The sequence below is a fragment of the Proteus sp. G4415 genome (genome assembly GCF_963896075.1).
Classification (GTDB): domain Bacteria; phylum Pseudomonadota; class Gammaproteobacteria; order Enterobacterales; family Enterobacteriaceae; genus Proteus; species Proteus mirabilis.
In genome coordinates this window covers 1-20,789 of the sequence record NZ_CAWQOK010000096.1, presented here as the reverse complement: position 1 = coordinate 20,789, position 20,789 = coordinate 1, and the positions used below count along the sequence as shown (strand labels likewise).

Genomic DNA, 20,789 nt, shown 5'->3' with positions numbered 1-20,789 from the left:
CGTTATATGTTAAACCGCTAGCTTATTTTTTTGCACTGGCACGTAAATCGGTTACTGTTTTACCACCTATCCCCCAGTTATCTGTATCAACTTCATCGATAACGACGACAGTTGTCGCAGGATTTTTGCCTAACACATCCACTAAAAGCTGTGTTGCCCCAGCAATTAATTGTTCTTTTTGTTCTGCTGTTGCACCTTCGCGGGTAATTTTAATATTAACGTATGGCATTTATTTTTCCTTATTACGTTTTACATTATTTGATAGGTGGTTAATGCAGGGAATTAACCCTATCTCGTGAGGTTACAATTTTAGGTGATAGATTGCGTTTCACTCTTGTGTTTTTCTTTGCGCATATTAGGTCCATCTGTTGCAATCCAAGCGGCACAAAAGAGTGTTAGTCGTGCAAAAAAGTAGAAGAAAGCCATTAAACCAATCACAGAGCCAAAAGCTGCACCAGAAGGTGAACTGGCTAATCTAGGTAATAACCATGTCATCACCGACTTTAAGATCTCAAAGCCAATTGCGGCGATAAGCGTTCCTTTTAATAATGAGATACGTTTAGGTTGGTGACGAGGTAAGATCCACAATATCCACAAAAATAACAGATAATTGGCACTAATAGAGATAGTTAAACCAATGGTTGTCCAAGCAGGTGTGAGCCATTCAATACCATCTAAACCTAATGTATGCACAATCAATTTTTGTGCGGAGCCAGCAACGGAGGTTAGTGTAATAGTGATAACAAGTGCAACAAGTAAACCGATAAGGGCTAAAAAATCGCGAAAATAACGAAAGTAAATTTTTTCTTGATCCTCTTTGTTGCGTTCCCATATCGGGCGAGACTGAGCCAAAATGGCTTGGCGTAAGTTCCCGACCCAGTTAACACCAGAATACAAGGCGATGGCTAACCCTGTTAAACCTACGGTTGTACGTTGACGAACCGCAGTATCAATACTTTGTTGAACGGTTGAGGCTAAAGTTGGATCATCAATACTATTGGCAACTCCCGTAATTAATTTGGCCAACAAATCAGGGTTTGAAGCTAAAATAAAACCCGCACAAGCAAAAGAGAGCATTAGTACAGGAATTAATGATAAAAATGAGAAGTAAGTGATAGCCGCACCAAACTGGTTTCCCATTCGGTCAGTAAAACGCTCTGCCGCTCGAATAAGGTGAGCAATAAAGGGAATGTTGGTAACAAAATTAGTGAATTTTATACCAATACCAATGGCTTTTTTTCCACCATGAAGCCCTTTTTCTAACCCATGCTTAATGGGCTGAGTCAGTTGAGTGTTTTTATTGGATGCCTTTTTCTGTGTCTCTTCTGACATATATCCTCTTTAATTAAATCAGTCCATTCTTAAGAATTGAGTACTATTATGATAATGATTATTGAAAAATAGCATAAGGTTATGCCTATTACATAACTTAATGCTTATTATCATTAGCTATCTATTAGGGTAGCAGAGTTGTCTGCTTTGGCTTAAGTATGATGATATTTTTAACAGTTATGCGCTTTTTATCTAAGCAAACCTATGATTAGCAGGTAGTTCGAATGAATAATAATTCCCATTATATGGCTTAACATAATGGGAATTTACGGGGCATTATTTTTTTGTGAGTAGCTCTAACTCTTCTTCAGCTGCTTTCAACTCAGCTTTTGCTTGCGCAAGTTTATCTTCTCTTTTAGTAATTTTATCGCGCTCTCCCTTAAGTTGCGCTTCTTTTAATTCTAATTCACGCTCTTTCACTTCCAGTTGTTTTTCACGTAATTCTAGGCGGGTATCTTCAACAACCTTTTCTGGAGTGCAATAACGTTCTACTTTATTAAGTGCTCGCTCTAAGCCTTGTACTCGATATTGATTACCATGCATTTTGGCATAGTCGATTTGTCGTTGAATATTCTGTTTTTTGATGTCACAACCATTAACCGCTGTTTCTGCTGATGCATAACTAGCTGTTAAACTAAGAATAATTGCAGTAAAAATATATTTTTTCATTCTATTCCTTTATCTGACTTAAGTTAAATATTGATTTATCATAACCTCTGCCTGCCAAGACTCAATGTTTCTTTTTCTTTCAATAAAGAAGTTCAGCTTTTTCTGATACACTTAGCTTATTCACTCTTTTCAGAGTAAGTTAATTACTTTGCTATGCCCATTTCTAACGGAAGATAAAGAATGCTGAGCTATCGTCATAGTTTCCACGCTGGCAACCACGCCGATGTATTAAAACATATTGTTCAAACCCTGATTATTGAGTCTTTAAAAGAGAAAGAAAAACCGTTTCTTTATTTGGATACTCATGCTGGCGCTGGACGTTATCAGCTCACCAATGCACATGCGACTCGCACGGGAGAATACTTAGAAGGCATTGCACGCTTATGGCAACAAGAAGAGGTGCCTGAACTTATCTTGCCTTATTTGGAGGCGGTCGGTTCGTTAAATACATCTGACGAGTTACGTTATTATCCCGGCTCTCCTTTATTGGCTGCTAAATTATTGCGTGAGCAAGATCTGTTAATGCTAACTGAATTACATCCCACCGATTTCCCTTTATTACGTACGGAATTTTCCCGCGATAAACGTGTGAGAGTGTGTCGGGAAGATGGCTTTGGACAATTAAAATCAAAACTCCCTCCCGCCAGTCGTCGTGGGTTTGCTTTAATTGATCCACCTTATGAACTTAAACAAGATTATAGTGCGGTTGTTAAAGGCATTGTGGAAGGCTATAAACGTTTCGCCACCGGGACCTATGCAATTTGGTATCCTGTTGTGCATCGCCAACAAATTAAACGGATGCTAAAAGAGCTAGAGGCCACCGGTATTCGTAAAATTCTGCAAATTGAGTTGGCAGTGAAACCAGATAGTGATCAACTAGGTATGACTGCATCAGGTATGATTGTTATTAACCCACCTTGGAAATTGGCATCACAAATGGCGTCTATCTTGCCTTGGCTACATAAAACCTTGGTTCCTGAAGGTACTGGACACACATTAGTTGAATGGGTTGTACCAGAATAAATCATTTATTACTGTTTTACCTATTACTGTAAAAGCGAAAACCTAACCTGCTAAGTAATAAAATTTGTCATAATAGACTTTATTACATGAAAGAATTAGCCTGTTAGGTACCTATTTTTCTACAGATAAATGGATTAGATCAATTATGAGCAAACATTACGATTATATCGCCATCGGTGGCGGTAGTGGTGGCATCGCATCAATCAATAGAGCGGCTATGTATGGCCAAAAATGTGCATTAATTGAAGCGAAAGCGCTAGGTGGCACTTGCGTTAATGTCGGTTGTGTCCCGAAAAAAGTGATGTGGCATGCTGCGCAAATTGCCGAAGCAATTCATCAATACGGTCCTGATTATGGTTTTGATACTACAGTAAACCGTTTTGATTGGGATACATTAATCAGTAGCCGTACTGCTTATATTGATCGTATCCACCAATCTTATGAACGTGTATTAGGTAATAATAAAGTTGATGTTATCCAAGGCTTTGCCCGTTTTGTTGATGCGCATACTATTGAAGTAAACGGTGAAAAAATTACCGCAGATAATATACTTATCGCCACGGGAGGCCGTCCTATTCAGCCAAACATTCCAGGGGCTGAATATGGTATTAACTCTGATGGTTTCTTCGAACTTAGCGCATTACCAAAACGTGTTGCTGTTGTGGGTGCCGGCTATATTGCTGTTGAATTAGCGGGTGTATTAAATGCGTTAGGGAGTGAAACACACTTATTTGTGCGTAAACATGCACCATTACGTAGTTTTGATCCACTAATCGTCGATACGCTGGTGGAAGTAATGGAAGCGGAAGGGCCTAAATTACACACCCATGCAGTTCCTAAAGCTGTGGTTAAAAATGCCGACGGTAGCTTAACGTTACAACTTGAAAATGGCTTAGAGCAGACGGTAGATACTTTAATTTGGGCGATTGGTCGTGAACCTGCTACAGATAATATCAATTTAGCGGCTACGGGTGTTAAGCTAAATGAAAAAGGGTATATTCAGGTTGATAAATTCCAAAATACCAATGTGCCCGGTATTTATGCCGTAGGTGATAACACAGGTGCGGTAGAATTAACCCCTGTTGCGGTAGCCGCTGGACGTCGTTTATCAGAGCGATTATTTAATAATAAACCTAATGAACATTTAGATTATACCAATATTCCAACAGTAGTATTTAGTCACCCAGCTATTGGTACTGTGGGTTTAACGGAACCTCAAGCTATTGAGCAATATGGCGCTGAGCAAGTGAAAGTCTATAAATCTTCTTTTACTGCCATGTATAGTGCAGTGACACGCCATCGTCAGCCTTGTCGGATGAAATTAGTCTGTGTGGGTGCTGAAGAAAAAATTGTCGGTATCCACGGTATTGGTTTTGGCATGGATGAAATGTTGCAAGGTTTTGCAGTGGCATTAAAAATGGGTGCCACGAAGAAAGATTTTGATGATACTGTTGCTATCCACCCAACGGCGGCGGAAGAATTTGTGACAATGCGTTAATTTTTTCACATTTAATTAAAAAGCGAGTACTACTATAGTGGTATTCGCTGTTTATTTTAGCTAATCGTGCTATCGAGTCTATTTATTTTATCTGCATAAATGGTCGCTTTAAATACAACATCAGTCGTTAAATGTTAATAAAATATTCATGCCCTTTCTTATCAATACCTCCATCTAAGACATACTTTTCCTTTTAATTCAAGTTAATACTTATTTCGACTCTTTTGTTTCACTTTATTATCAATAGGTTTTTTTTTATAAGTAACCATAATGTTTCTAATGGTATTATGTCTTATTAGTATTATTAACAAATTATTATATTCATTAACATTATAATAAAACATGATATTATAAAGCCTCTAAAAAATAATCTAATAACAATATAAATAGTAAGACTATTACTGAGGTAAAAGATGAACATTTCAAGGAGAAAGCTACTTTTAGGTGTTGGTGCTGCGGGCGTTTTAGCAGGTGGTGCGGCTTTAGTTCCAATGGTTCGCCGTGACGGCAAATTTGTGGAAGCTAAATCAAGAGCATCATTTGTTGAAGGTACGCAAGGGGCTCTTCCTAAAGAAGCAGATGTAGTGATTATTGGTGCCGGTATTCAGGGGATCATGACCGCTATTAACCTTGCTGAACGTGGCATGAGTGTCACTATCTTAGAAAAGGGTCAGATTGCCGGTGAGCAATCAGGCCGTGCATACAGCCAAATTATTAGTTACCAAACATCACCAGAAATCTTCCCATTACACCATTATGGGAAAATATTATGGCGTGGCATGAATGAGAAAATTGGTGCGGATACCAGTTATCGTACTCAAGGTCGTGTAGAAGCGCTGGCGGATGAAAAAGCATTAGATAAAGCTCAAGCGTGGATCAAAACAGCTAAAGAAGCGGCAGGTTTTGATACACCATTAAATACTCGCATCATTAAAGGTGAAGAGCTATCAAATCGCTTAGTCGGTGCTCAAACGCCATGGACTGTTGCTGCATTTGAAGAAGATTCAGGCTCTGTTGATCCTGAAACAGGCACACCTGCACTCGCTCGTTATGCCAAACAAATCGGTGTGAAAATTTATACCAACTGTGCAGTAAGAGGTATTGAAACTGCGGGTGGTAAAATCTCTGATGTGGTGAGTGAGAAAGGGGCGATTAAAACGTCTCAAGTTGTACTCGCCGGGGGTATCTGGTCGCGTTTATTTATGGGCAATATGGGTATTGATATCCCAACGCTCAATGTATATCTATCACAACAACGTGTCACAGGGGTTCCTGGTGCACCACGTGGTAATGTGCATTTACCTAATGGTATTCATTTCCGCGAGCAAGCGGATGGTACTTATGCCGTTGCACCACGTATCTTTACGAGTTCAATAGTCAAAGATAGCTTCCTGCTAGGGCCTAAATTTATGCACTTATTAGGTGGCGGAGAGTTACCGTTGGAATTCTCTATTGGTGAAGATCTATTTAATTCATTTAAAATGCCGACCTCTTGGAATTTAGATGAAAAAACACCATTCGAACAATTCCGAGTTGCCACGGCAACACAAAATACGCAACACTTAGATGCTGTTTTCCAAAGAATGAAAACAGAATTCCCAGTATTTGAAAAATCAGAAGTTGTTGAACGTTGGGGTGCCGTTGTGAGTCCAACATTTGATGAATTACCTATCATTTCTGAGGTCAAAGAATACCCAGGCTTAGTGATTAACACGGCAACAGTGTGGGGTATGACCGAAGGCCCAGCAGCGGGTGAAGTGACCGCTGATATTGTCATGGGCAAGAAACCTGTTATTGATCCAACGCCGTTTAGTTTGGATCGTTTTAAGAAGTAAACCCTTGTTTTACTGTAATTAAACACATTAAGGAGTTTTCATGCGCTATAAAAGTCTACTTGTTGCTTTACCTTTCGTGTTCGGTGTAGCAAGTGCAAATGCAGCGGAGAATGTTGTGCATCATAAATTAGACGGTATGCCTATTTCAGAAGCAGTTGAAATTAACGCAGGTAATAATCTGGTTTTCTTAAGTGGTAAAGTGCCTACTAAGAAATCCGCAGATGCACCAGAAGGTGAATTAGCTTCTTACGGTAATACCGAAGAGCAAACTATTAATGTTTTAGAACAAATCAAAACTAACCTGAATAACCTTGGTCTTGATATGAAAGACGTGGTTAAGATGCAAGTATTCTTAGTTGGTGGTGAAGAGAATAACGGCACTATGGATTTTAAAGGCTTTATGAACGGTTATTCTAAGTTCTATGACGCTTCAAAAACCAATCAATTACCAGCACGTTCAGCATTCCAAGTGGCTAAGTTGGCTAATCCAGCATGGCGTGTAGAAATTGAAGTGATTGCAGTTCGTCCTGCTAAATAAAGACACCCTGTATTTTACCTTATTTTAAGGTAAACCAATTTTATAAAACGCTAGAGAAGGGCAACTTTCTTTAGCGTTTTTTATGGCTATTTTTTTTCCGTTAGCCACTGAATAATAAAATCAGCAATAGCTTCTGGCGAATTAATATCTAGCAGTGGGAGGGATGTGTCTAAATCACTATCACTAGCTAGTGCAATCACATGTTCATCCAGTAACTCATTAACACTTCGCTCATTGATATGGCGGTAAAGTGCAATTTTAGGGATAGCCTCTGTTTTGAAACCTTCCACTAAAATCATATCGAGTTTACTTGCATCAAAACGAGAAGCGAGATAGTACAAATCCAGCTCAGCTAAATCAGGGGTTTCGGTCATTAATGCCCAACGTTGTTGACTAGCGACTAATGTTTGTTCGGCTCCAGCTTTTCTAAGTTCATAGCTGTCTTTGCCTGGTTTATCGACATCCATATCATGATGGGTATGTTTTATCATACCAACCCGAATGTTTCTGTTACGCAACAAAGGAATAAGTTTTTTTAGTAAGGTTGTTTTACCTGTACCACTCCAAGCGGTGATCCCTAATAGCGGTAACTGATTTTGTGTCATCTTATGAGCTCCTATTTTGCTATGTGATTGGCGTTTGCTATATCTTCAGGTGTGTTTAAATTAATAAAGGCTGCGGCCTGATTAGCAAATAAAACCGGTTTAGCGGCGATTTGGCGCATAAATAGCATTAATTTACGGTCACCTTGAGCGAGATAAGCCTCAAGTGTTGGAATAAGACAACGATTTAACAGTGCCAGTGTTGGATGCTCTCGCTGCCCATCGTCGGCATAGACGGCTAAGGCATCCCCTTTGTGACGATAGAGCGTTTCAACCAAGTTGCTAGGAAAATAGGGGACATCACAAGGAACAAACACAACCCAAGGGGTTTGAGCTTGTTTTAATAATGCCAGCATTCCAGCTAAAGGACCGGAAAAATCACTGGTTTCATCGGTGATAACAGGATACTGGCTTTGGCGATAGCGTTCCAGATTACGGTTTGCACTAATCAGAATAGAGGCAACCTGTGGTGATAACTTTTGGGCAATATGGAGGTATAAAGGTAGCCCATGTAAGAGTTGAAGCCCTTTATCAGCGCCTCCCATTCTAGTAGCTTGGCCACCGGCGAGTATACCGCCTGTGATATTCTGGTTTTTCATAGTCAATATTTGTGAATGAGTTTGCGAAAAATTGCGAACAATACTTATCAAGTAAAGACGATATAGTAATAGAAAGCACGAACTTATTCTGGTTACATGTAAAGCAACAGCAATTTTTTAAAAAAAGCGTAATATTTACGCAGATTGACAGAGGTTGTCTTTTTCTCTTAGAGAATACTTGGTACTTTGTTGTTATTTTAATAATAAGGATTTTTTGTATGAAATGTCACCGTCTTAATGAAGTGATGGAATTATTGCACCCAGTATGGGAAGAGCATTCTGATTTAAACTTAGTTCAATTATTACAGAAACTGGCGGATGAAGCAGGTTTTAAAGGTCAACTTGCTGATCTAACTGATGATATTTTGATCTATCATCTAAAAATGCGCAATACCGCACCCACAGATGTTATTCCTGGGCTGAAGAAAGATTATGAAGAAGATTTCAAAACAGCTATTTTACGTGCTCGCGGTGTGATTAAAGATTAATTTCAGGATAGGACATGGCCATATCTGCCTCATTTAATTTTCAAGGATTGTCTCCCGATAGTATTTGGGATGCGCTAATTAATATTGGGTTTTATCCTGATTCAGGGCTGACGGAATTAAACAGCTACGAAAATCGTGTTTTTCAGTTTATGGATGAGCACAAACAACGTTATGTGGTGAAATTTTATCGTCCTCAACGTTGGAGCTATTCACAAATAAAAGAAGAACATGAATTTGTTTTAGCGCTAAAAGAGGCACAGGTTTCTGTCGCAGCGCCTATCGAGGTAAAAGGCGAAACAGTTCATCTTTCTAATGAAGGGTTTTATTTTGCATTATTCCCAAGTATTGGGGGAAGAGCATATGAAACTGATAATCTATTTCAGCTTGAAGAGGTGGGGCGGACATTAGGACGTATTCACCAAATAGGTAGAAAAAAGAGCTATCAATATCGGCCGACACTGTCTGTTGCGGACTATTTGGTCGCGCCAAAATTAGAATTTGAACAAAGTGATTTAGTTCCAACGCAATTAAAATCTCAATTTATTGATGCTATTGATAAAATTATTCATGAAGTGAGTCCTAAATTATCAGACTCAACATGGAAAAAATTACGACTACATGGGGATTGTCATCCCGGCAATATATTGTGGCGTGATGAAGTCGTTATGGTTGATTTTGATGATTCTCGTATGGGAAGTGCAATTCAAGATTTTTGGATGTTATTAAGTGGCTCAAAGCAAGATCAGCTTATACAGCTAGATACATTGCTTGAGTCTTATAATGAATATCAAGATTTTGATGTGAGAGAACTATCATTAATTGAACCTCTACGTGCGATGAGAATGGTGCATTATATCGCATGGGTATTAAAGCGCTGGAAGGATCCTGCTTTTCCAAGAACCTTTGTTTGGTTTCAAGAGCAAGACTTTTGGTTTAAACAACTCGCTTTATTTAAAGGGCAAGTGGAGCAATTAAATGAGCCACCTTTACAACTTAGCCCAATGTATTAATTTTTAGGAGATAATACGAAATGAAAAAAATTTGGCTGGCGTTAGCAAGTATGGTGTTAGCATTTGGTGTTTCAGCTGCCGATATTTCTGAAGGTAAGCAGTATACAAATCTTTCTAAGCCTGTTGCAGGTGCTCCACAAGTGGTTGAATTTTTCTCTTTTTATTGCCCTCATTGCTATCAGTTTTCTGAAGTGTATAAGGTCAATAGCACAGTTGAAAAAAATGTACCAGAAAACACCAAAATGGCTCGTTACCACGTTGACTTCTTAGGGCCGTTAGGTAAAGAGATGACCCGTGCATGGGCGGTTGCTATTGCATTAGGTGTTGAAGACCAAGTCTCTCCAGCCTTATTTAAAGGAATACAAGAAACACAATCTATTCGCTCTGTTGATGATATTCGCACTACCTTTATTAATGCAGGGGTAAAAGCGGAAGATTATGATGCAGCAATTAATAGTTTTGTGGTTAACTCATTGGTAAGCCAACAACAAAATGCGGTAACTGATTTCCAAATTAATGGTGTACCGGCAATGGTTATTGATGGTAAATATAAAATGAAAAATGATGGCATTAGTGCTAAATCACCAGAAGAGTATGCAAAAGCTTATTCTGATGTCGTCAATCAATTACTGATGAAAAAATAATTGATCAATTATTGCTAATTGATAGATAAGTAGAAATAGCTACCAATGTTAGATAAAAATGGCACCCACTGTTTGTGAGTGCCATTTTTTTATTCTTCATATTTCCTTCATAATATAACTATCCACATTAATTGATGTATATCTAATTAATTCAATATAATTAGTAATGCATCGTAAGTCATTGATTTTTTAATTATGTTAATAAAGTGAAAATAGACTTAATCACTTAATATAGATAGGGTTACAAAAATACTCACAGAGTTATCCACAGGATATTCATGAATAATACAAACAATGTAATGTCAGGGAAATAGTCTGTAATATTACTGTAAATCAATATTAACGAACTGACTCTTTTGGTTCCTTGTTTATGGTTGTGTTGCGCTAATTTTTTTAGGTAAAGAAGCAATAACTTGTTATATTTTAGTTTATTATTTTTCGATGCTAAGTGTAATTGCTTAGTGTTTGGAAATGTTAAATAGCTAACCTCTTAGAATAATGAAAAATGTAGATTTTATGTTAATAATGATTATTTAGCATTTAATTTAACTGCTTTATTCTCCCATTTTGCTTATTTGACAATATTCTTTTACTTATGCTAGAACTGGTAATAGTTATATTTATTATCCAATATAAAAAATTCATTCTTATATATTGGATAAATAACAGTAGGAGGCGTGATGCAAAACGAAACAGATCCTGAAAATCTTACTTTACTCGATGAATCTACCTCAACAAGCCTTGTTCCTTATCGTGGAATTAGATTAGCGAATAACCCAATAAATAAATTAATGAGGAAAATTAAACAGAAACTCGCCACGCTAAATGAAATTAATATTGTCACATTAGTCAGTTGGATTGCAACAGTCACTGCCTGTGGTATGTATGTCTCTTATATTCCACAAATAATGGACAATCTTAATGGCATTAAAACTAGCCCATTTCAGCCTTTTGTTGCAGCCATAAACTGTTTATTATGGACTTATTATGGTGTGAAAAGTAAAGAATATCCCGTTGCGATTGCTAATGCTCCCGGTATTCTATTTGGTACTATTGCTTGCCTTACTGCAATTATTTAATTAATTAACTATACCGTGTTTTATTACCGTATTTTATTAAAAATAATATAGAGAATATAAATAACCATATATTATTGAGGTGTTTCTATATTATTTTTAGTCATTATTTTGTATAAAAACGAATAATATTTATCGTCTTTTTATTAAGATAAAATTGATCTGCTTGATTTATTCGAATCAATGATTGTCGGTGACTAACCGATAATTATATCTGTCTATCGTGATAAGAAGTTTGTCAATAATCTCAGGTAATATTCGTCTATTGCGTTGCAATGTGGCATTCTAGTCATATCAATGAACCTCAGAACAATGATGAACAGATTATGGTCCAGATAGCAGAAAACCCCTTTATCCTTGTAGATGGCTCTTCATACCTTTATCGTGCCTATCATGCTTTTCCTCCGCTAACTAATAGCAAAGGTGAACCCACAGGGGCGATGTATGGTGTGTTAAACATGCTACGCAGCCTAATAATTCAGTATAAGCCTAGTCATGTGGCGGTTGTGTTTGATGCTAAAGGCAAAACATTCCGTGATGAGTTGTATGAGGAATATAAATCTAATCGCCCACCAATGCCAGATGATCTGCGTGAGCAGATTGAGCCTTTGCATGAAATGGTTCAAGCTATGGGCTTACCGTTACTTTCTATTACTGGCGTCGAAGCTGATGATGTGATTGGCACATTGGCATTAAAAGCAGCCAGTGATGGTCGTAATGTGTTAATCAGTACCGGTGATAAAGATATGGCACAGCTAGTTACGCCCAATATCACACTTATCAACACGATGACGAATGTTATTTTAGGCCCCGATGAAGTTAAAGAAAAATATGGGGTGCCACCGGAGTTGATTATCGACTTTCTCGCCCTGATGGGTGACTCATCAGATAATATTCCCGGTGTTCCGGGGGTGGGTGAAAAAACAGCATTAGGGCTATTGCAAGGACTTGGTAGCTTAGAGGATATTTATCAACAGCTTGATAAAATAGCCACATTGAGTTTCCGAGGTGCGAAAACACTTGGCGCTAAAATGGTTGAACATGAGAAAGTTGCCAAACTTTCTTATCAATTAGCGACAATTAAAACAGATGTAGCGCTTGATAAAACCTTTGATGACTTAGTGGTTAATGAACCTAATTTAGATAAGTTACTTGAAATGTTTACGCGTTATGAATTTAAACGCTGGATAAGTGACTTACAAAATGGTGGTTGGTTAGCTCAACGCAGTAGCCGTAAAGCGCCAGTCCCCTATAGTGCAGAAGTCGCAACACCCAAAGAGCAGCCAGCTGCAGACAATTTCCCGGTTATCTCTCAAGAGAACTATGAGTCTATATTGACTCATGAAAGCTTAATGCGCTGGGTTGAGGTACTGAAAAAAGCGCCCGCCTTTGCTTTTGATGCTGAAACAGATAGCTTGAATAATATTGATGCACGTTTAATCGGTCTGTCATTTGCGGTAGAGCCTGGCAAGGCCGCTTATATTCCATTGCGTCATGATTATCTAGATGCACCAGAGCAATTACCTGTTGATGAGGTACTAACTGCTTTAAAACCGATTTTAGAAGATAAAACCATCTTAAAAATTGGGCAAAACCTGAAATTCGACCGCGGCATTATGGAAAATGAAGGCATCGAATTAAACGGTATTTATTTTGATACCATGTTGGAGTCTTATGTCTTAAATAGTGTGAGTAGCCGCCATGATATGGATACCTTAGCGGAAAAGCATTTAAATCATAAAACGACGACATTTGAAGAGATTGCTGGTAAAGGTAAGGGGCAACTTACCTTTAATCAGATTGAGGTTGAACAAGCGACCTTATATGCAGCGGAAGATGCTGATATTACCTTGTTACTGCATCAAGCGCTTTATCCTCAAATAGAGGCGATTGCACCGCTAAAACACGTTTATCACGATATTGAGATGCCATTAGTCCCTGTGCTTTCACGCATGGAGCGTAAGGGCGTATTGATTGACGCACAAGTGCTTGCCATGCAATCCCAAGAAATCACTCAACGTTTAGCTGAGATTGAAAAAGAGACATTCGCGTTAGCAGGGCAAGAATTTAATCTCTCTTCGCCTAAGCAATTACAAGAGATTTTATTTGAAAAACTCAATCTTCCTATTATCAAGAAAACGCCAAAAGGTGCCCCTTCAACAAATGAAGAAGTGTTAGAAGCGTTAGCGCATAGTCATGAGTTACCTCGTTTAATTTTAGAACATCGTGGATTGGCAAAATTAAAATCGACTTATACGGATAAATTGCCGTTGATGGTCAATAGTAAAACTAAGCGGGTGCATACTTCATATCATCAGGCGGTGACTGCGACAGGACGTTTATCTTCTCGTGATCCTAATCTGCAAAATATTCCAGTAAGAAATGAAGAGGGGCGTCGTATTCGCCAAGCGTTTATTGCCCGTGATGGTTTTAAAATAGTTGCTGCCGACTATTCTCAAATCGAATTACGTATTATGGCGCATTTATCGCAAGATAAAGGTTTGCTTGATGCTTTTGCTCAAGGGAAAGATATTCACCGAGCTACTGCATCTGAAGTGTTTGGTATACCTTTAGACGAAGTCACCTCAGAACAACGTCGTAGTGCGAAAGCGATCAACTTTGGTCTTATTTATGGTATGAGCGCATTTGGTTTATCACAGCAGATTGGTGTTGAACGAAAAGAAGCACAGCGATATATGGATCTCTATTTTGAACGTTATCCAGGGGTATTAGATTATATGGAGCGTACCCGTAAACAAGCGTCACAGCAAGGCTATGTGGAAACGTTAGATGGACGCCGTTTATATCTGCCAGAGATTAACTCTAAAAATGCGATCCGACGTAAAGCATCAGAGCGTGAAGCGATTAACGCACCTATGCAGGGAACGGCAGCCGATATCATTAAAAAAGCAATGATTGCGGTGGATAATTGGATCTGTCATGAATGCCCTGATGATGTACATATGATTATGCAGGTACACGATGAATTAGTGTTTGAGGTACGAGAGTCATATTTAGAAAAAGCAAATGCGATGATCCATAAACTCATGGAAAGTAGCATGGAGCTTGCTATTCCACTGAAAGTCGAAGTCGGAGTCGGTAATAACTGGGATGAAGCCCATTAATGACGAGATAACACTTTGTTTATAATAGATATCAGTATGGTTTTTTAACTGATGAATTTAAGCGGGATAGCCATAAGGTTTTCCCGCTTTGCTATATTTAAAGCTTGGGAAGGGGCAATAGGAAGTGTGGGGGGATAAAAAATAAAAAGCCCAGTTGTTTGACTGAGCTTACACTATAAAAGTCATTAGTATTAACAATATCAAAAGTTAAATACATTCCATTAAGCAACTTGGGTGCTGTTGAGTTTGCTTAATTTTTTCTGTTTTTTCTCGATACGTTGACGTTTTAACGGCGATAAATGGTCTATAAATAGTTTACCATTGAGGTGATCTAGCTCATGTTGAATACAGCCAGCAAAGAGATCGGCTGCTTCTAGCTCGATTTCATCACCATTTCTATCTAGTGCTTTGACTTTTAAGTAGCGAAAGCGTTGTGTGGGAGCAAAAGAGTCTGGGATAGAAAGACAACCATCCATCATATCCATTATTTCATCTTCAGTACTGATAATTTCTGGGTTAATAAGAGCAATGGGTTGATCTCTATTTTCAGAAACATCAATAACGACAATACGTTTAGAGACATTAACCTGAGGAGCCGCTAAGCCAATTCCTCTTTCTGCGTACATGGTTTCAATCATGTCATCGATTAATGTGCGTATTTCGTCATCTACTTTTTCCACAGGTGTAGCAACTTTGCGTAGTCGCTCATCAGGAAAATGCAGTAGCGTTAATACAGCCATGAATACCTCATTTTATCGCTAATTTACAAATTTATTACGGTCTCGCGATAAGCCTATCACAAAATTAGTCTGTATAAACCGCACATTTTGTGTGATTTGTTTTATTTTTAAGCACTTTTTACAGGTGATTTAGATCTCATAAATATGTAATTAAACTACATTTATTGAGCATTTGAATACATGAACATCAAGCTGAATCGTGTTTGCATGTGAAAAAAAATTACAAAAGGGCTTTTATTAGCCAAAAAAATAGAGTACATTATCTCTTGTAGGGTACAGAGGTAAGATGTTCTATCTTTCAGACCTTTTACTTCACGTAATCGGATTTAGCTGAATATTAGCTGCCCCAGTCGACTTTATTTCGACTGGGGCATTTTTTTATCTAAAATTTGCACGAGTGATTAATGCTAAGAATGGAAGGGGAAGCCATATTTTCCCCTAGTAAAGCGGATAGCGAGTTAAGCTTCTGTCTCTGGTTCGTTAGTATCAGTAAACCACTCATTTAAGGTATTACGTAATTTATCAATGCCTATTTTTTTCAAAGAAGAAAAACACTCAACACGTATATCACCTGATTTTTCTGACAGTGCATTTTGTACCGCCATTAACTGCTTTTTACGCGCCCCTGATGCTAATTTATCCGCTTTAGTGAGCAAGACGAGAGTCGGAAGCTCTGAATCCACCGCCCAATCAATCATCTGCATATCGAGATCTTTTAATGGATGACGGATATCCATTAAAATAACAACTCCTTTTAAGCACTCTCTTTTTTGCAGGTATTCACCTAAAGAGCGTTGCCATTTGCGTTTCATCTCTTCGGGGACTTGAGCATATCCGTAGCCAGGTAAATCGACTAAACGTCGTCCTTCCTCAATTTGAAACAGATTGATAAGTTGAGTACGACCGGGTGTTTTACTGGTTCTTGCCAATCCATTTTGTTGCGTTAGTGCATTTAATGCACTGGATTTACCCGCATTAGAACGACCCGCAAAGGCAATTTCAATTCCTGTATCTGGTGGTAAATGGCGGATATCAGGTGCACTGATAATGAAATGTGCTTTTTGGTAATTAAATTGGGTCATTATGGTATAAGCCTCTCTGAAATAATGCGCTTCCTCATGCATACTAAGATGAGTTTTGCATAGAGAATCGAAAATCGATTAATTAACTATTCCCTCTATTTTGGCGTAATTTAGCGACTTATAACAGTAATTAAACATGAAAATTTACCCTGTTATGATGTAAATGCGTTTATTGTGCGTAAATAAAGGTAAATGATTGGCACTATTTGCCCCAGCGAATTAAAATCGCTGCATATTAAGTAAGTTGTAGACTATTAAAGTAAAGGATCCCTGCATGTTAAAACGTTTTTTTGTCACTCTCGTTACCGCTTGCACCTTGACAACAACAAGCCTTGCAATGGCTGCAACGGGAGAGACCTTTGTTAAATTAGTCACATCTGAAGGCAATATTGAACTGTCACTGGATAATAAAAAAGCCCCTATCACAACGAAAAATTTTATTCAGTATGTCGAAGATGGTTACTATAACGGGACCACTTTTCATCGAGTGATCCCCGGATTTATGATCCAAGGTGGGGGATTTACGGCAGATTTGCAACAAAAGCAGACACGAGAGCCGATTAAGAATGAGGCTGATAATGGCTTACGTAACTTAAAAGGCACCATTGCAATGGCTCGTACATCAGATAAAGACAGTGCCACAAGCCAATTCTTTATTAATGTTGCTGATAATGCCTTTTTAGATCATGGTCAACGTGATTTTGGTTATGCGGTGTTTGGTAAAGTAGTGAAAGGCATGGATGTTGTCGATAAAATTTCACAAGTGCAAACCCGCAATATTGGTCCTTACCAAAATGTACCCGTTAAAACCGTGACGATTTTATCCGCTGAGGTGGTTAAAGAATAATGGGTGATTAGGTTAGACACTTCTCTAGCCTAAGCCAGTCAATGAACAGATATCCAGAATGCGTTCTCACATTCTGGATATTGTCGATCAAAAAAATTATTTCTGATCTTTGTTTTTGACATATGATCTTCTAGTACCGCGCTTGTTTGCTTTATTTATCTCTTAATTGATGAATAATCACCGTCATTATTGTTATTGCGCAATAAATCAACAGCTTTTCTTACTTACTATTTATATTTTACACCTGTGCTATGATAATCGGCTTCGTTGTATCCAGGTCGGTTGAATAACGAGCTATTTTGTCAGGGATATAACGGTTTCAAAATAGCATTAAAACAGATAATGATAATAAAATCAGTCGGATAAGCTAATATGCTGTTACTTATTGATAATTACGACTCGTTTACCTACAACCTTTACCAGTATTTTTGTGAACTGGGGGCGGAGGTTGTTGTTAAACGTAATGATGAGATTGGGCTTAAAGAGATCGAAAAGATGATGCCATCACATCTTGTTATCTCTCCGGGACCTTGCACGCCAGATGAAGCAGGGATCTCTCTTGAGGCGATACAGCGATTTGCCGGGGAAATACCTATTTTAGGTGTTTGCCTTGGTCATCAGGCGATTGGGCAAGCTTTTGGTGCATCCGTTATCAGAGCCCGTGAAGTGATGCATGGCAAAAATTCATTAATACACCATAATCAGCAAGGGGTGTTTAAAGGGCTTAATCGACCTTTAAGCGTTACCCGTTATCACTCTTTAGTGATTGATGCGACAACCTTGCCTGTCCCTTTTGAGGTTACAGCATGGAGCCAACATGACGGGAATGTTGATGAAATTATGGGGATACGTCATCGTACTTTACCCATTGAAGGTGTGCAATTTCATCCTGAAAGTATTCTGAGTGAACAAGGGCATGAGTTATTAAATAATTTTCTTAAATATTAATTGGATAATGAAAATTTAGCGTCATTATCCACTTTTATATTAAACCTTATTTGATTTTTTATTCATATTTAGTGATTATATTTTCATTGTATAGCTAAATGTCGGTCAGGTGGGGTAATGATAAATCAACGTATTAATCGGGCAACTTACGATCAGGTAATGTTGCCAATTTATTCACCAGCAGATTTTATTCCTGTTAAAGGGCAAGGTAGCCGTGTTTGGGATCAACAGGGAAAATCCTATATTGATTTTGCTGGTGGTATTGCTGTTCTAGCGCTTGGGCATGCGCATCCACTATTGAATAAAGCACTGCAAGAGCAAAGTGAGAAGCTTTGGCATGTAAGTAATGTGTTTACTAATGAGCCGGCATTATGTTTAGCTCAGAAATTAATCCAACATACTTTTGCTGAGCGTGTCTTTTTTGCCAATTCTGGGGCAGAAGCGAATGAAGCCGCACTTAAATTAGCACGACATTACGCTATTACCCGTCATAATCCTTATAAAACGAAGATAATTGCCTTCCACCACGCCTTTCATGGTAGAACATTTTTTACAGTCTCTGTTGGGGGACAACCTAAATATGCGGATGGTTTTGGTCCTAAACCTGCGGATATTATACATGTCCCTTTTAACTCTCTTGATGCTGTAAAAGCCGTGATTGACTCTCATACTTGTGCCGTAATACTGGAGCCTATCCAAGGTGAGGGCGGAGTGACACCGGCGACAGCGGAGTTTATGCATGGCTTACGTACACTATGTGATAAGCATCAAGCGCTATTAATTCTTGATGAAGTACAAACGGGTATGGGGCGAACCGGCAAACTATTTGCTTATATGCACTATGATATACAGCCCGATATTATTACCAGTGCCAAAGCATTAGGTAGTGGTTTTCCTCTCAGTGCGATGTTAACCACCGAGGATATCGCTTCGGTAATGGGGGTAGGAACACATGGTACGACTTATGGGGGGAACCCATTAGCCTGTGCAGTAGGCAATGCTGCTTTTGATTTAATCAACACTCAGGCGGTATTAGAAGGTGTCAGTGAGCGTCATCGTTGGATAGTGGATGAATTGCAGGCGATAAACCAAACTTATGCTGTATTTTCCCAAATTCGTGGACAAGGCTTATTAATTGGCGCGCAGTTAGCACCACTGTATGCAGGTAAAGCAAAAGAGTTACTTGCACTGGCCTCTAAGCATGGCTTAATGATGTTAAATGCCGGGGCTGATGTAATACGCTTTACACCATCGCTGATTATTACCCTCGAAGAGTTACAAGAGGGCATGAATGCGTTACGAAAAGCGCTTGATGAGTTTGTAAAAGCAGAGTGAATTCAAATGTAAAACCCCATCATTGCGATGGGGCTTCATACAAAATAATCACTGTCCATCAGTTAAATGGGCTGTTTTCAATGCAACTTAACGAGTACCGTAAACAACGATAGTTTTACCGTGTGCTGAAATGAGGTTTTGATCTTCCAGCATTTTTAAAATACGGCCTACAGTTTCACGTGAACAACCTACAATTTGACCGATTTCCTGACGTGTAATTTTAATTTGCATGCCATCAGGATGCGTCATTGCATCAGGTTGTTTAGCTAAATTTAATAAAGTTTGTGCAATACGACCTGTTACATCAAGGAAAGCAAGGTTACCTACTTTTTCTGATGTGGTTTGTAATCTATTCGCCATTTGAGCGGAAAGGCGCATCAGAATGTCAGGATTGACCTGAATTAATTGGCGGAATTTTTTATAGGAAATTTCTGCTACTTCACAGGCTGTTTTTGCTCTAACCCATGCACTACGTTCTTGATCTTCTTCAAATAATCCAAGTTCACCGATGAAGTCACCTTGATTTAGGTAGGAAAGGATCATCTCTTTTCCTTCTTCATCTTTAATAAGAACAGCCACGGAACCTTTAACAATATAATAAAGTGTTTCCGCTTTTTCACCTTGGTGGATCAGCGTGCTCTTGGATGGATATTTGTGAATATGGCAGTGTGACAAAAACCATTCAAGAGTCGGGTCTGTTTGCGGCTTGCCGAGAACCATTCGCGTTATCCTCTGTACGTTAATGCAGCCTTTCAAAACGGATTGACACCCTTTTGATACAGCGTGCTTAAAATCCTATCTTTACCGATTAACTTCCTGAGAATTCGGAAAGTTAATAAGGAATAGATTATAATAAATGAGAAAATAATGCATTGATCTTAACCACTATCATCAAGCAGATATTGTTTTTAACACAGTTAACGCATTAAGTCTCGTTTTACGCAGTCAGCATAATAAACCTATTTGCTAATTGCTAGTTGAATTATGAGAATGTACTCTTTTAGTCTTAGTTGTATTTAGGGGAAAAATAAAATGGAAGCACGTGTTAAATGGGTTGAAGATTTATCTTTTGTTGGCGAATCATCTTCCGGTCATCAAGTTATGATGGATGGTAATTCAGGTGATAAAGCGCCTAGTCCGATGGAAATGGTATTAATTGCTGCGGGTGGTTGTAGTGCTATTGATGTGGTGAGTATCTTACGTAAAGGTCGCCACCAAGTCACTGATTGTGAAGTGAAATTAACATCAAAACGTCGTGAAGAGGCACCTCGTTTATTTACCGATATTAATTTACATTTCATTGTTTCCGGCAAAGCGTTGACAGATAAAATTGTTGAGCGAGCTGTACAATTATCAGCAGAAAAATATTGCTCTGTTTCTTTAATGTTAGGAAAAGCG

The 20,789-nt window shown here is 38.5% G+C and carries 22 protein-coding genes; 14 read left to right on the top strand and 8 right to left on the bottom strand.

The genetic code is table 11. From position 1 onward, the window contains the following. Window positions 1-22 precede the first annotated feature (22 nt). From AACU95_RS11410 to AACU95_RS11400, 3 genes are all read right to left on the bottom strand, one after another. Entirely contained in the window at window positions 23-229 is a 207-nt protein-coding gene (locus AACU95_RS11410) for a 2-hydroxymuconate tautomerase family protein (RefSeq protein WP_004246849.1), read from the bottom strand. Between the two features lie 80 nt (window positions 230-309). Beyond that, window positions 310-1,332, bottom strand: coding sequence for an inner membrane protein YhjD (gene yhjD, locus AACU95_RS11405; RefSeq protein WP_004246850.1), 1,023 nt, complete (start codon window positions 1,330-1,332; stop codon window positions 310-312). 276 nt (window positions 1,333-1,608) lie between these two features. Beyond that, window positions 1,609-2,001 carry a DUF1090 domain-containing protein gene (locus AACU95_RS11400; protein WP_004246851.1) on the bottom strand — a complete coding sequence of 131 codons (393 nt, stop codon included), beginning with the start codon at window positions 1,999-2,001 and terminating at the stop codon, window positions 1,609-1,611. 180 nt (window positions 2,002-2,181) lie between these two features. On the opposite strand from AACU95_RS11400, the gene AACU95_RS11395 reads away from it, so the two are divergent. From AACU95_RS11395 to AACU95_RS11380, 4 genes are all read left to right on the top strand, one after another. Continuing rightward, a complete protein-coding gene (locus tag AACU95_RS11395) occupies window positions 2,182-3,024 on the top strand; it encodes a 23S rRNA (adenine(2030)-N(6))-methyltransferase RlmJ (protein ID WP_004246852.1) in 843 nt (280 codons plus the stop codon). A gap of 145 nt (window positions 3,025-3,169) precedes the next feature. Continuing rightward, window positions 3,170-4,522, top strand: a complete 1,353-nt coding sequence (gene gorA / locus AACU95_RS11390; protein ID WP_004246853.1) for a glutathione-disulfide reductase — start codon at window positions 3,170-3,172, stop codon at window positions 4,520-4,522. 413 nt (window positions 4,523-4,935) lie between these two features. Further along, complete coding sequence (locus tag AACU95_RS11385; RefSeq protein ID WP_161737067.1) at window positions 4,936-6,357, top strand: NAD(P)/FAD-dependent oxidoreductase; 1,422 nt, start codon at window positions 4,936-4,938, stop codon at window positions 6,355-6,357. Window positions 6,358-6,397: 40 nt separating this feature from the next. Next, entirely contained in the window at window positions 6,398-6,895 is a 498-nt protein-coding gene (locus tag AACU95_RS11380) for a RidA family protein (protein WP_004246856.1), read from the top strand. An 86-nt stretch (window positions 6,896-6,981) separates the two neighbouring features. Here AACU95_RS11380 and mobB read toward each other — a convergent pair whose 3' ends face one another. Together mobB and mobA are read right to left on the bottom strand one after the other, a co-directional pair. Further along, window positions 6,982-7,500: a molybdopterin-guanine dinucleotide biosynthesis protein MobB gene (gene mobB / locus AACU95_RS11375; protein WP_004246857.1), complete on the bottom strand. Its 519-nt coding sequence runs from the start codon at window positions 7,498-7,500 to the stop codon at window positions 6,982-6,984. Window positions 7,501-7,511: 11 nt separating this feature from the next. Continuing rightward, the gene (gene mobA, locus AACU95_RS11370; RefSeq protein ID WP_004246859.1) at window positions 7,512-8,096 is read right to left on the bottom strand and encodes a molybdenum cofactor guanylyltransferase MobA; all 585 of its coding nucleotides are present in this window, start codon (window positions 8,094-8,096) and stop codon (window positions 7,512-7,514) included. Window positions 8,097-8,314: 218 nt separating this feature from the next. On the opposite strand from mobA, the gene AACU95_RS11365 reads away from it, so the two are divergent. From AACU95_RS11365 to polA, 5 genes are all read left to right on the top strand, one after another. Continuing rightward, window positions 8,315-8,584 (top strand): YihD family protein, encoded by a 270-nt coding sequence (locus tag AACU95_RS11365; RefSeq protein ID WP_004246861.1) that lies wholly within the window; start codon window positions 8,315-8,317, stop codon window positions 8,582-8,584. Between the two features lie 14 nt (window positions 8,585-8,598). Beyond that, window positions 8,599-9,594, top strand: coding sequence for a serine/threonine protein kinase (locus AACU95_RS11360; RefSeq protein ID WP_004246862.1), 996 nt, complete (start codon window positions 8,599-8,601; stop codon window positions 9,592-9,594). 20 nt (window positions 9,595-9,614) lie between these two features. Further along, window positions 9,615-10,238 (top strand): thiol:disulfide interchange protein DsbA, encoded by a 624-nt coding sequence (dsbA, locus tag AACU95_RS11355; RefSeq protein ID WP_004246863.1) that lies wholly within the window; start codon window positions 9,615-9,617, stop codon window positions 10,236-10,238. Window positions 10,239-10,918: 680 nt separating this feature from the next. After that, window positions 10,919-11,317 carry a SemiSWEET family transporter gene (locus AACU95_RS11350; RefSeq protein ID WP_004246864.1) on the top strand — a complete coding sequence of 133 codons (399 nt, stop codon included), beginning with the start codon at window positions 10,919-10,921 and terminating at the stop codon, window positions 11,315-11,317. 323 nt (window positions 11,318-11,640) lie between these two features. Further along, complete coding sequence (gene polA, locus AACU95_RS11345) at window positions 11,641-14,439, top strand: DNA polymerase I (RefSeq protein WP_161737066.1); 2,799 nt, start codon at window positions 11,641-11,643, stop codon at window positions 14,437-14,439. A 221-nt stretch (window positions 14,440-14,660) separates the two neighbouring features. Here the strand turns inward: polA and def are convergent, their stop codons facing one another. Beyond that, the gene (gene def / locus AACU95_RS11340) at window positions 14,661-15,179 is read right to left on the bottom strand and encodes a peptide deformylase (RefSeq protein ID WP_004246867.1); all 519 of its coding nucleotides are present in this window, start codon (window positions 15,177-15,179) and stop codon (window positions 14,661-14,663) included. Window positions 15,180-15,465: 286 nt separating this feature from the next. On the opposite strand from def, the gene AACU95_RS17945 reads away from it, so the two are divergent. Then, window positions 15,466-15,513, top strand: a complete 48-nt coding sequence (locus AACU95_RS17945; protein WP_438361642.1) for a hypothetical protein — start codon at window positions 15,466-15,468, stop codon at window positions 15,511-15,513. 124 nt (window positions 15,514-15,637) lie between these two features. Here AACU95_RS17945 and yihA read toward each other — a convergent pair whose 3' ends face one another. After that, on the bottom strand, window positions 15,638-16,261 hold the full coding sequence (gene yihA / locus AACU95_RS11335; protein WP_004249106.1) for a ribosome biogenesis GTP-binding protein YihA/YsxC: 624 nt from the start codon (window positions 16,259-16,261) through the stop codon (window positions 15,638-15,640). 274 nt (window positions 16,262-16,535) lie between these two features. On the opposite strand from yihA, the gene ppiA reads away from it, so the two are divergent. The 3 genes from ppiA to AACU95_RS11320 all read left to right on the top strand — a co-directional run bounded on the left by ppiA (window position 16,536) and on the right by AACU95_RS11320 (window position 19,391). After that, on the top strand, window positions 16,536-17,108 hold the full coding sequence (gene ppiA, locus AACU95_RS11330; protein ID WP_004246869.1) for a peptidylprolyl isomerase A: 573 nt from the start codon (window positions 16,536-16,538) through the stop codon (window positions 17,106-17,108). A gap of 372 nt (window positions 17,109-17,480) precedes the next feature. After that, the gene (locus tag AACU95_RS11325) at window positions 17,481-18,056 is read left to right on the top strand and encodes an aminodeoxychorismate synthase component II (protein WP_004246870.1); all 576 of its coding nucleotides are present in this window, start codon (window positions 17,481-17,483) and stop codon (window positions 18,054-18,056) included. 117 nt (window positions 18,057-18,173) lie between these two features. Beyond that, window positions 18,174-19,391: an aspartate aminotransferase family protein gene (locus AACU95_RS11320; RefSeq protein ID WP_074561558.1), complete on the top strand. Its 1,218-nt coding sequence runs from the start codon at window positions 18,174-18,176 to the stop codon at window positions 19,389-19,391. 87 nt (window positions 19,392-19,478) lie between these two features. Here AACU95_RS11320 and crp read toward each other — a convergent pair whose 3' ends face one another. Continuing rightward, window positions 19,479-20,111 carry a cAMP-activated global transcriptional regulator CRP gene (gene crp / locus AACU95_RS11315; RefSeq protein ID WP_004246872.1) on the bottom strand — a complete coding sequence of 211 codons (633 nt, stop codon included), beginning with the start codon at window positions 20,109-20,111 and terminating at the stop codon, window positions 19,479-19,481. Between the two features lie 312 nt (window positions 20,112-20,423). On the opposite strand from crp, the gene AACU95_RS11310 reads away from it, so the two are divergent. Then, window positions 20,424-20,789: OsmC family protein (locus AACU95_RS11310; protein WP_161737065.1), on the top strand; the 366-nt coding region annotated here is incomplete at its 3' end.

Bases quoted from the DNA above. Each gene is read 5' to 3' on its own strand.
- AACU95_RS11410 (WP_004246849.1), bottom strand. From the start codon at position 229: ATGCCATACGTTAATATTAAAATTACCCGCGAAGGTGCAACAGCAGAA.
- yhjD (WP_004246850.1), bottom strand. From the start codon at position 1,332: ATGTCAGAAGAGACACAGAAAAAGGCATCCAATAAAAACACTCAACTG.
- AACU95_RS11400 (WP_004246851.1), bottom strand. From the start codon at position 2,001: ATGAAAAAATATATTTTTACTGCAATTATTCTTAGTTTAACAGCTAGT.
- AACU95_RS11395 (WP_004246852.1), top strand. From the start codon at position 2,182: ATGCTGAGCTATCGTCATAGTTTCCACGCTGGCAACCACGCCGATGTA.
- gorA (WP_004246853.1), top strand. From the start codon at position 3,170: ATGAGCAAACATTACGATTATATCGCCATCGGTGGCGGTAGTGGTGGC.
- AACU95_RS11385 (WP_161737067.1), top strand. From the start codon at position 4,936: ATGAACATTTCAAGGAGAAAGCTACTTTTAGGTGTTGGTGCTGCGGGC.
- AACU95_RS11380 (WP_004246856.1), top strand. From the start codon at position 6,398: ATGCGCTATAAAAGTCTACTTGTTGCTTTACCTTTCGTGTTCGGTGTA.
- mobB (WP_004246857.1), bottom strand. From the start codon at position 7,500: ATGACACAAAATCAGTTACCGCTATTAGGGATCACCGCTTGGAGTGGT.
- mobA (WP_004246859.1), bottom strand. From the start codon at position 8,096: ATGAAAAACCAGAATATCACAGGCGGTATACTCGCCGGTGGCCAAGCT.
- AACU95_RS11365 (WP_004246861.1), top strand. From the start codon at position 8,315: ATGAAATGTCACCGTCTTAATGAAGTGATGGAATTATTGCACCCAGTA.
- AACU95_RS11360 (WP_004246862.1), top strand. From the start codon at position 8,599: ATGGCCATATCTGCCTCATTTAATTTTCAAGGATTGTCTCCCGATAGT.
- dsbA (WP_004246863.1), top strand. From the start codon at position 9,615: ATGAAAAAAATTTGGCTGGCGTTAGCAAGTATGGTGTTAGCATTTGGT.
- AACU95_RS11350 (WP_004246864.1), top strand. From the start codon at position 10,919: ATGCAAAACGAAACAGATCCTGAAAATCTTACTTTACTCGATGAATCT.
- polA (WP_161737066.1), top strand. From the start codon at position 11,641: ATGGTCCAGATAGCAGAAAACCCCTTTATCCTTGTAGATGGCTCTTCA.
- def (WP_004246867.1), bottom strand. From the start codon at position 15,179: ATGGCTGTATTAACGCTACTGCATTTTCCTGATGAGCGACTACGCAAA.
- yihA (WP_004249106.1), bottom strand. From the start codon at position 16,261: ATGACCCAATTTAATTACCAAAAAGCACATTTCATTATCAGTGCACCT.
- ppiA (WP_004246869.1), top strand. From the start codon at position 16,536: ATGTTAAAACGTTTTTTTGTCACTCTCGTTACCGCTTGCACCTTGACA.
- AACU95_RS11325 (WP_004246870.1), top strand. From the start codon at position 17,481: ATGCTGTTACTTATTGATAATTACGACTCGTTTACCTACAACCTTTAC.
- AACU95_RS11320 (WP_074561558.1), top strand. From the start codon at position 18,174: ATGATAAATCAACGTATTAATCGGGCAACTTACGATCAGGTAATGTTG.
- crp (WP_004246872.1), bottom strand. From the start codon at position 20,111: ATGGTTCTCGGCAAGCCGCAAACAGACCCGACTCTTGAATGGTTTTTG.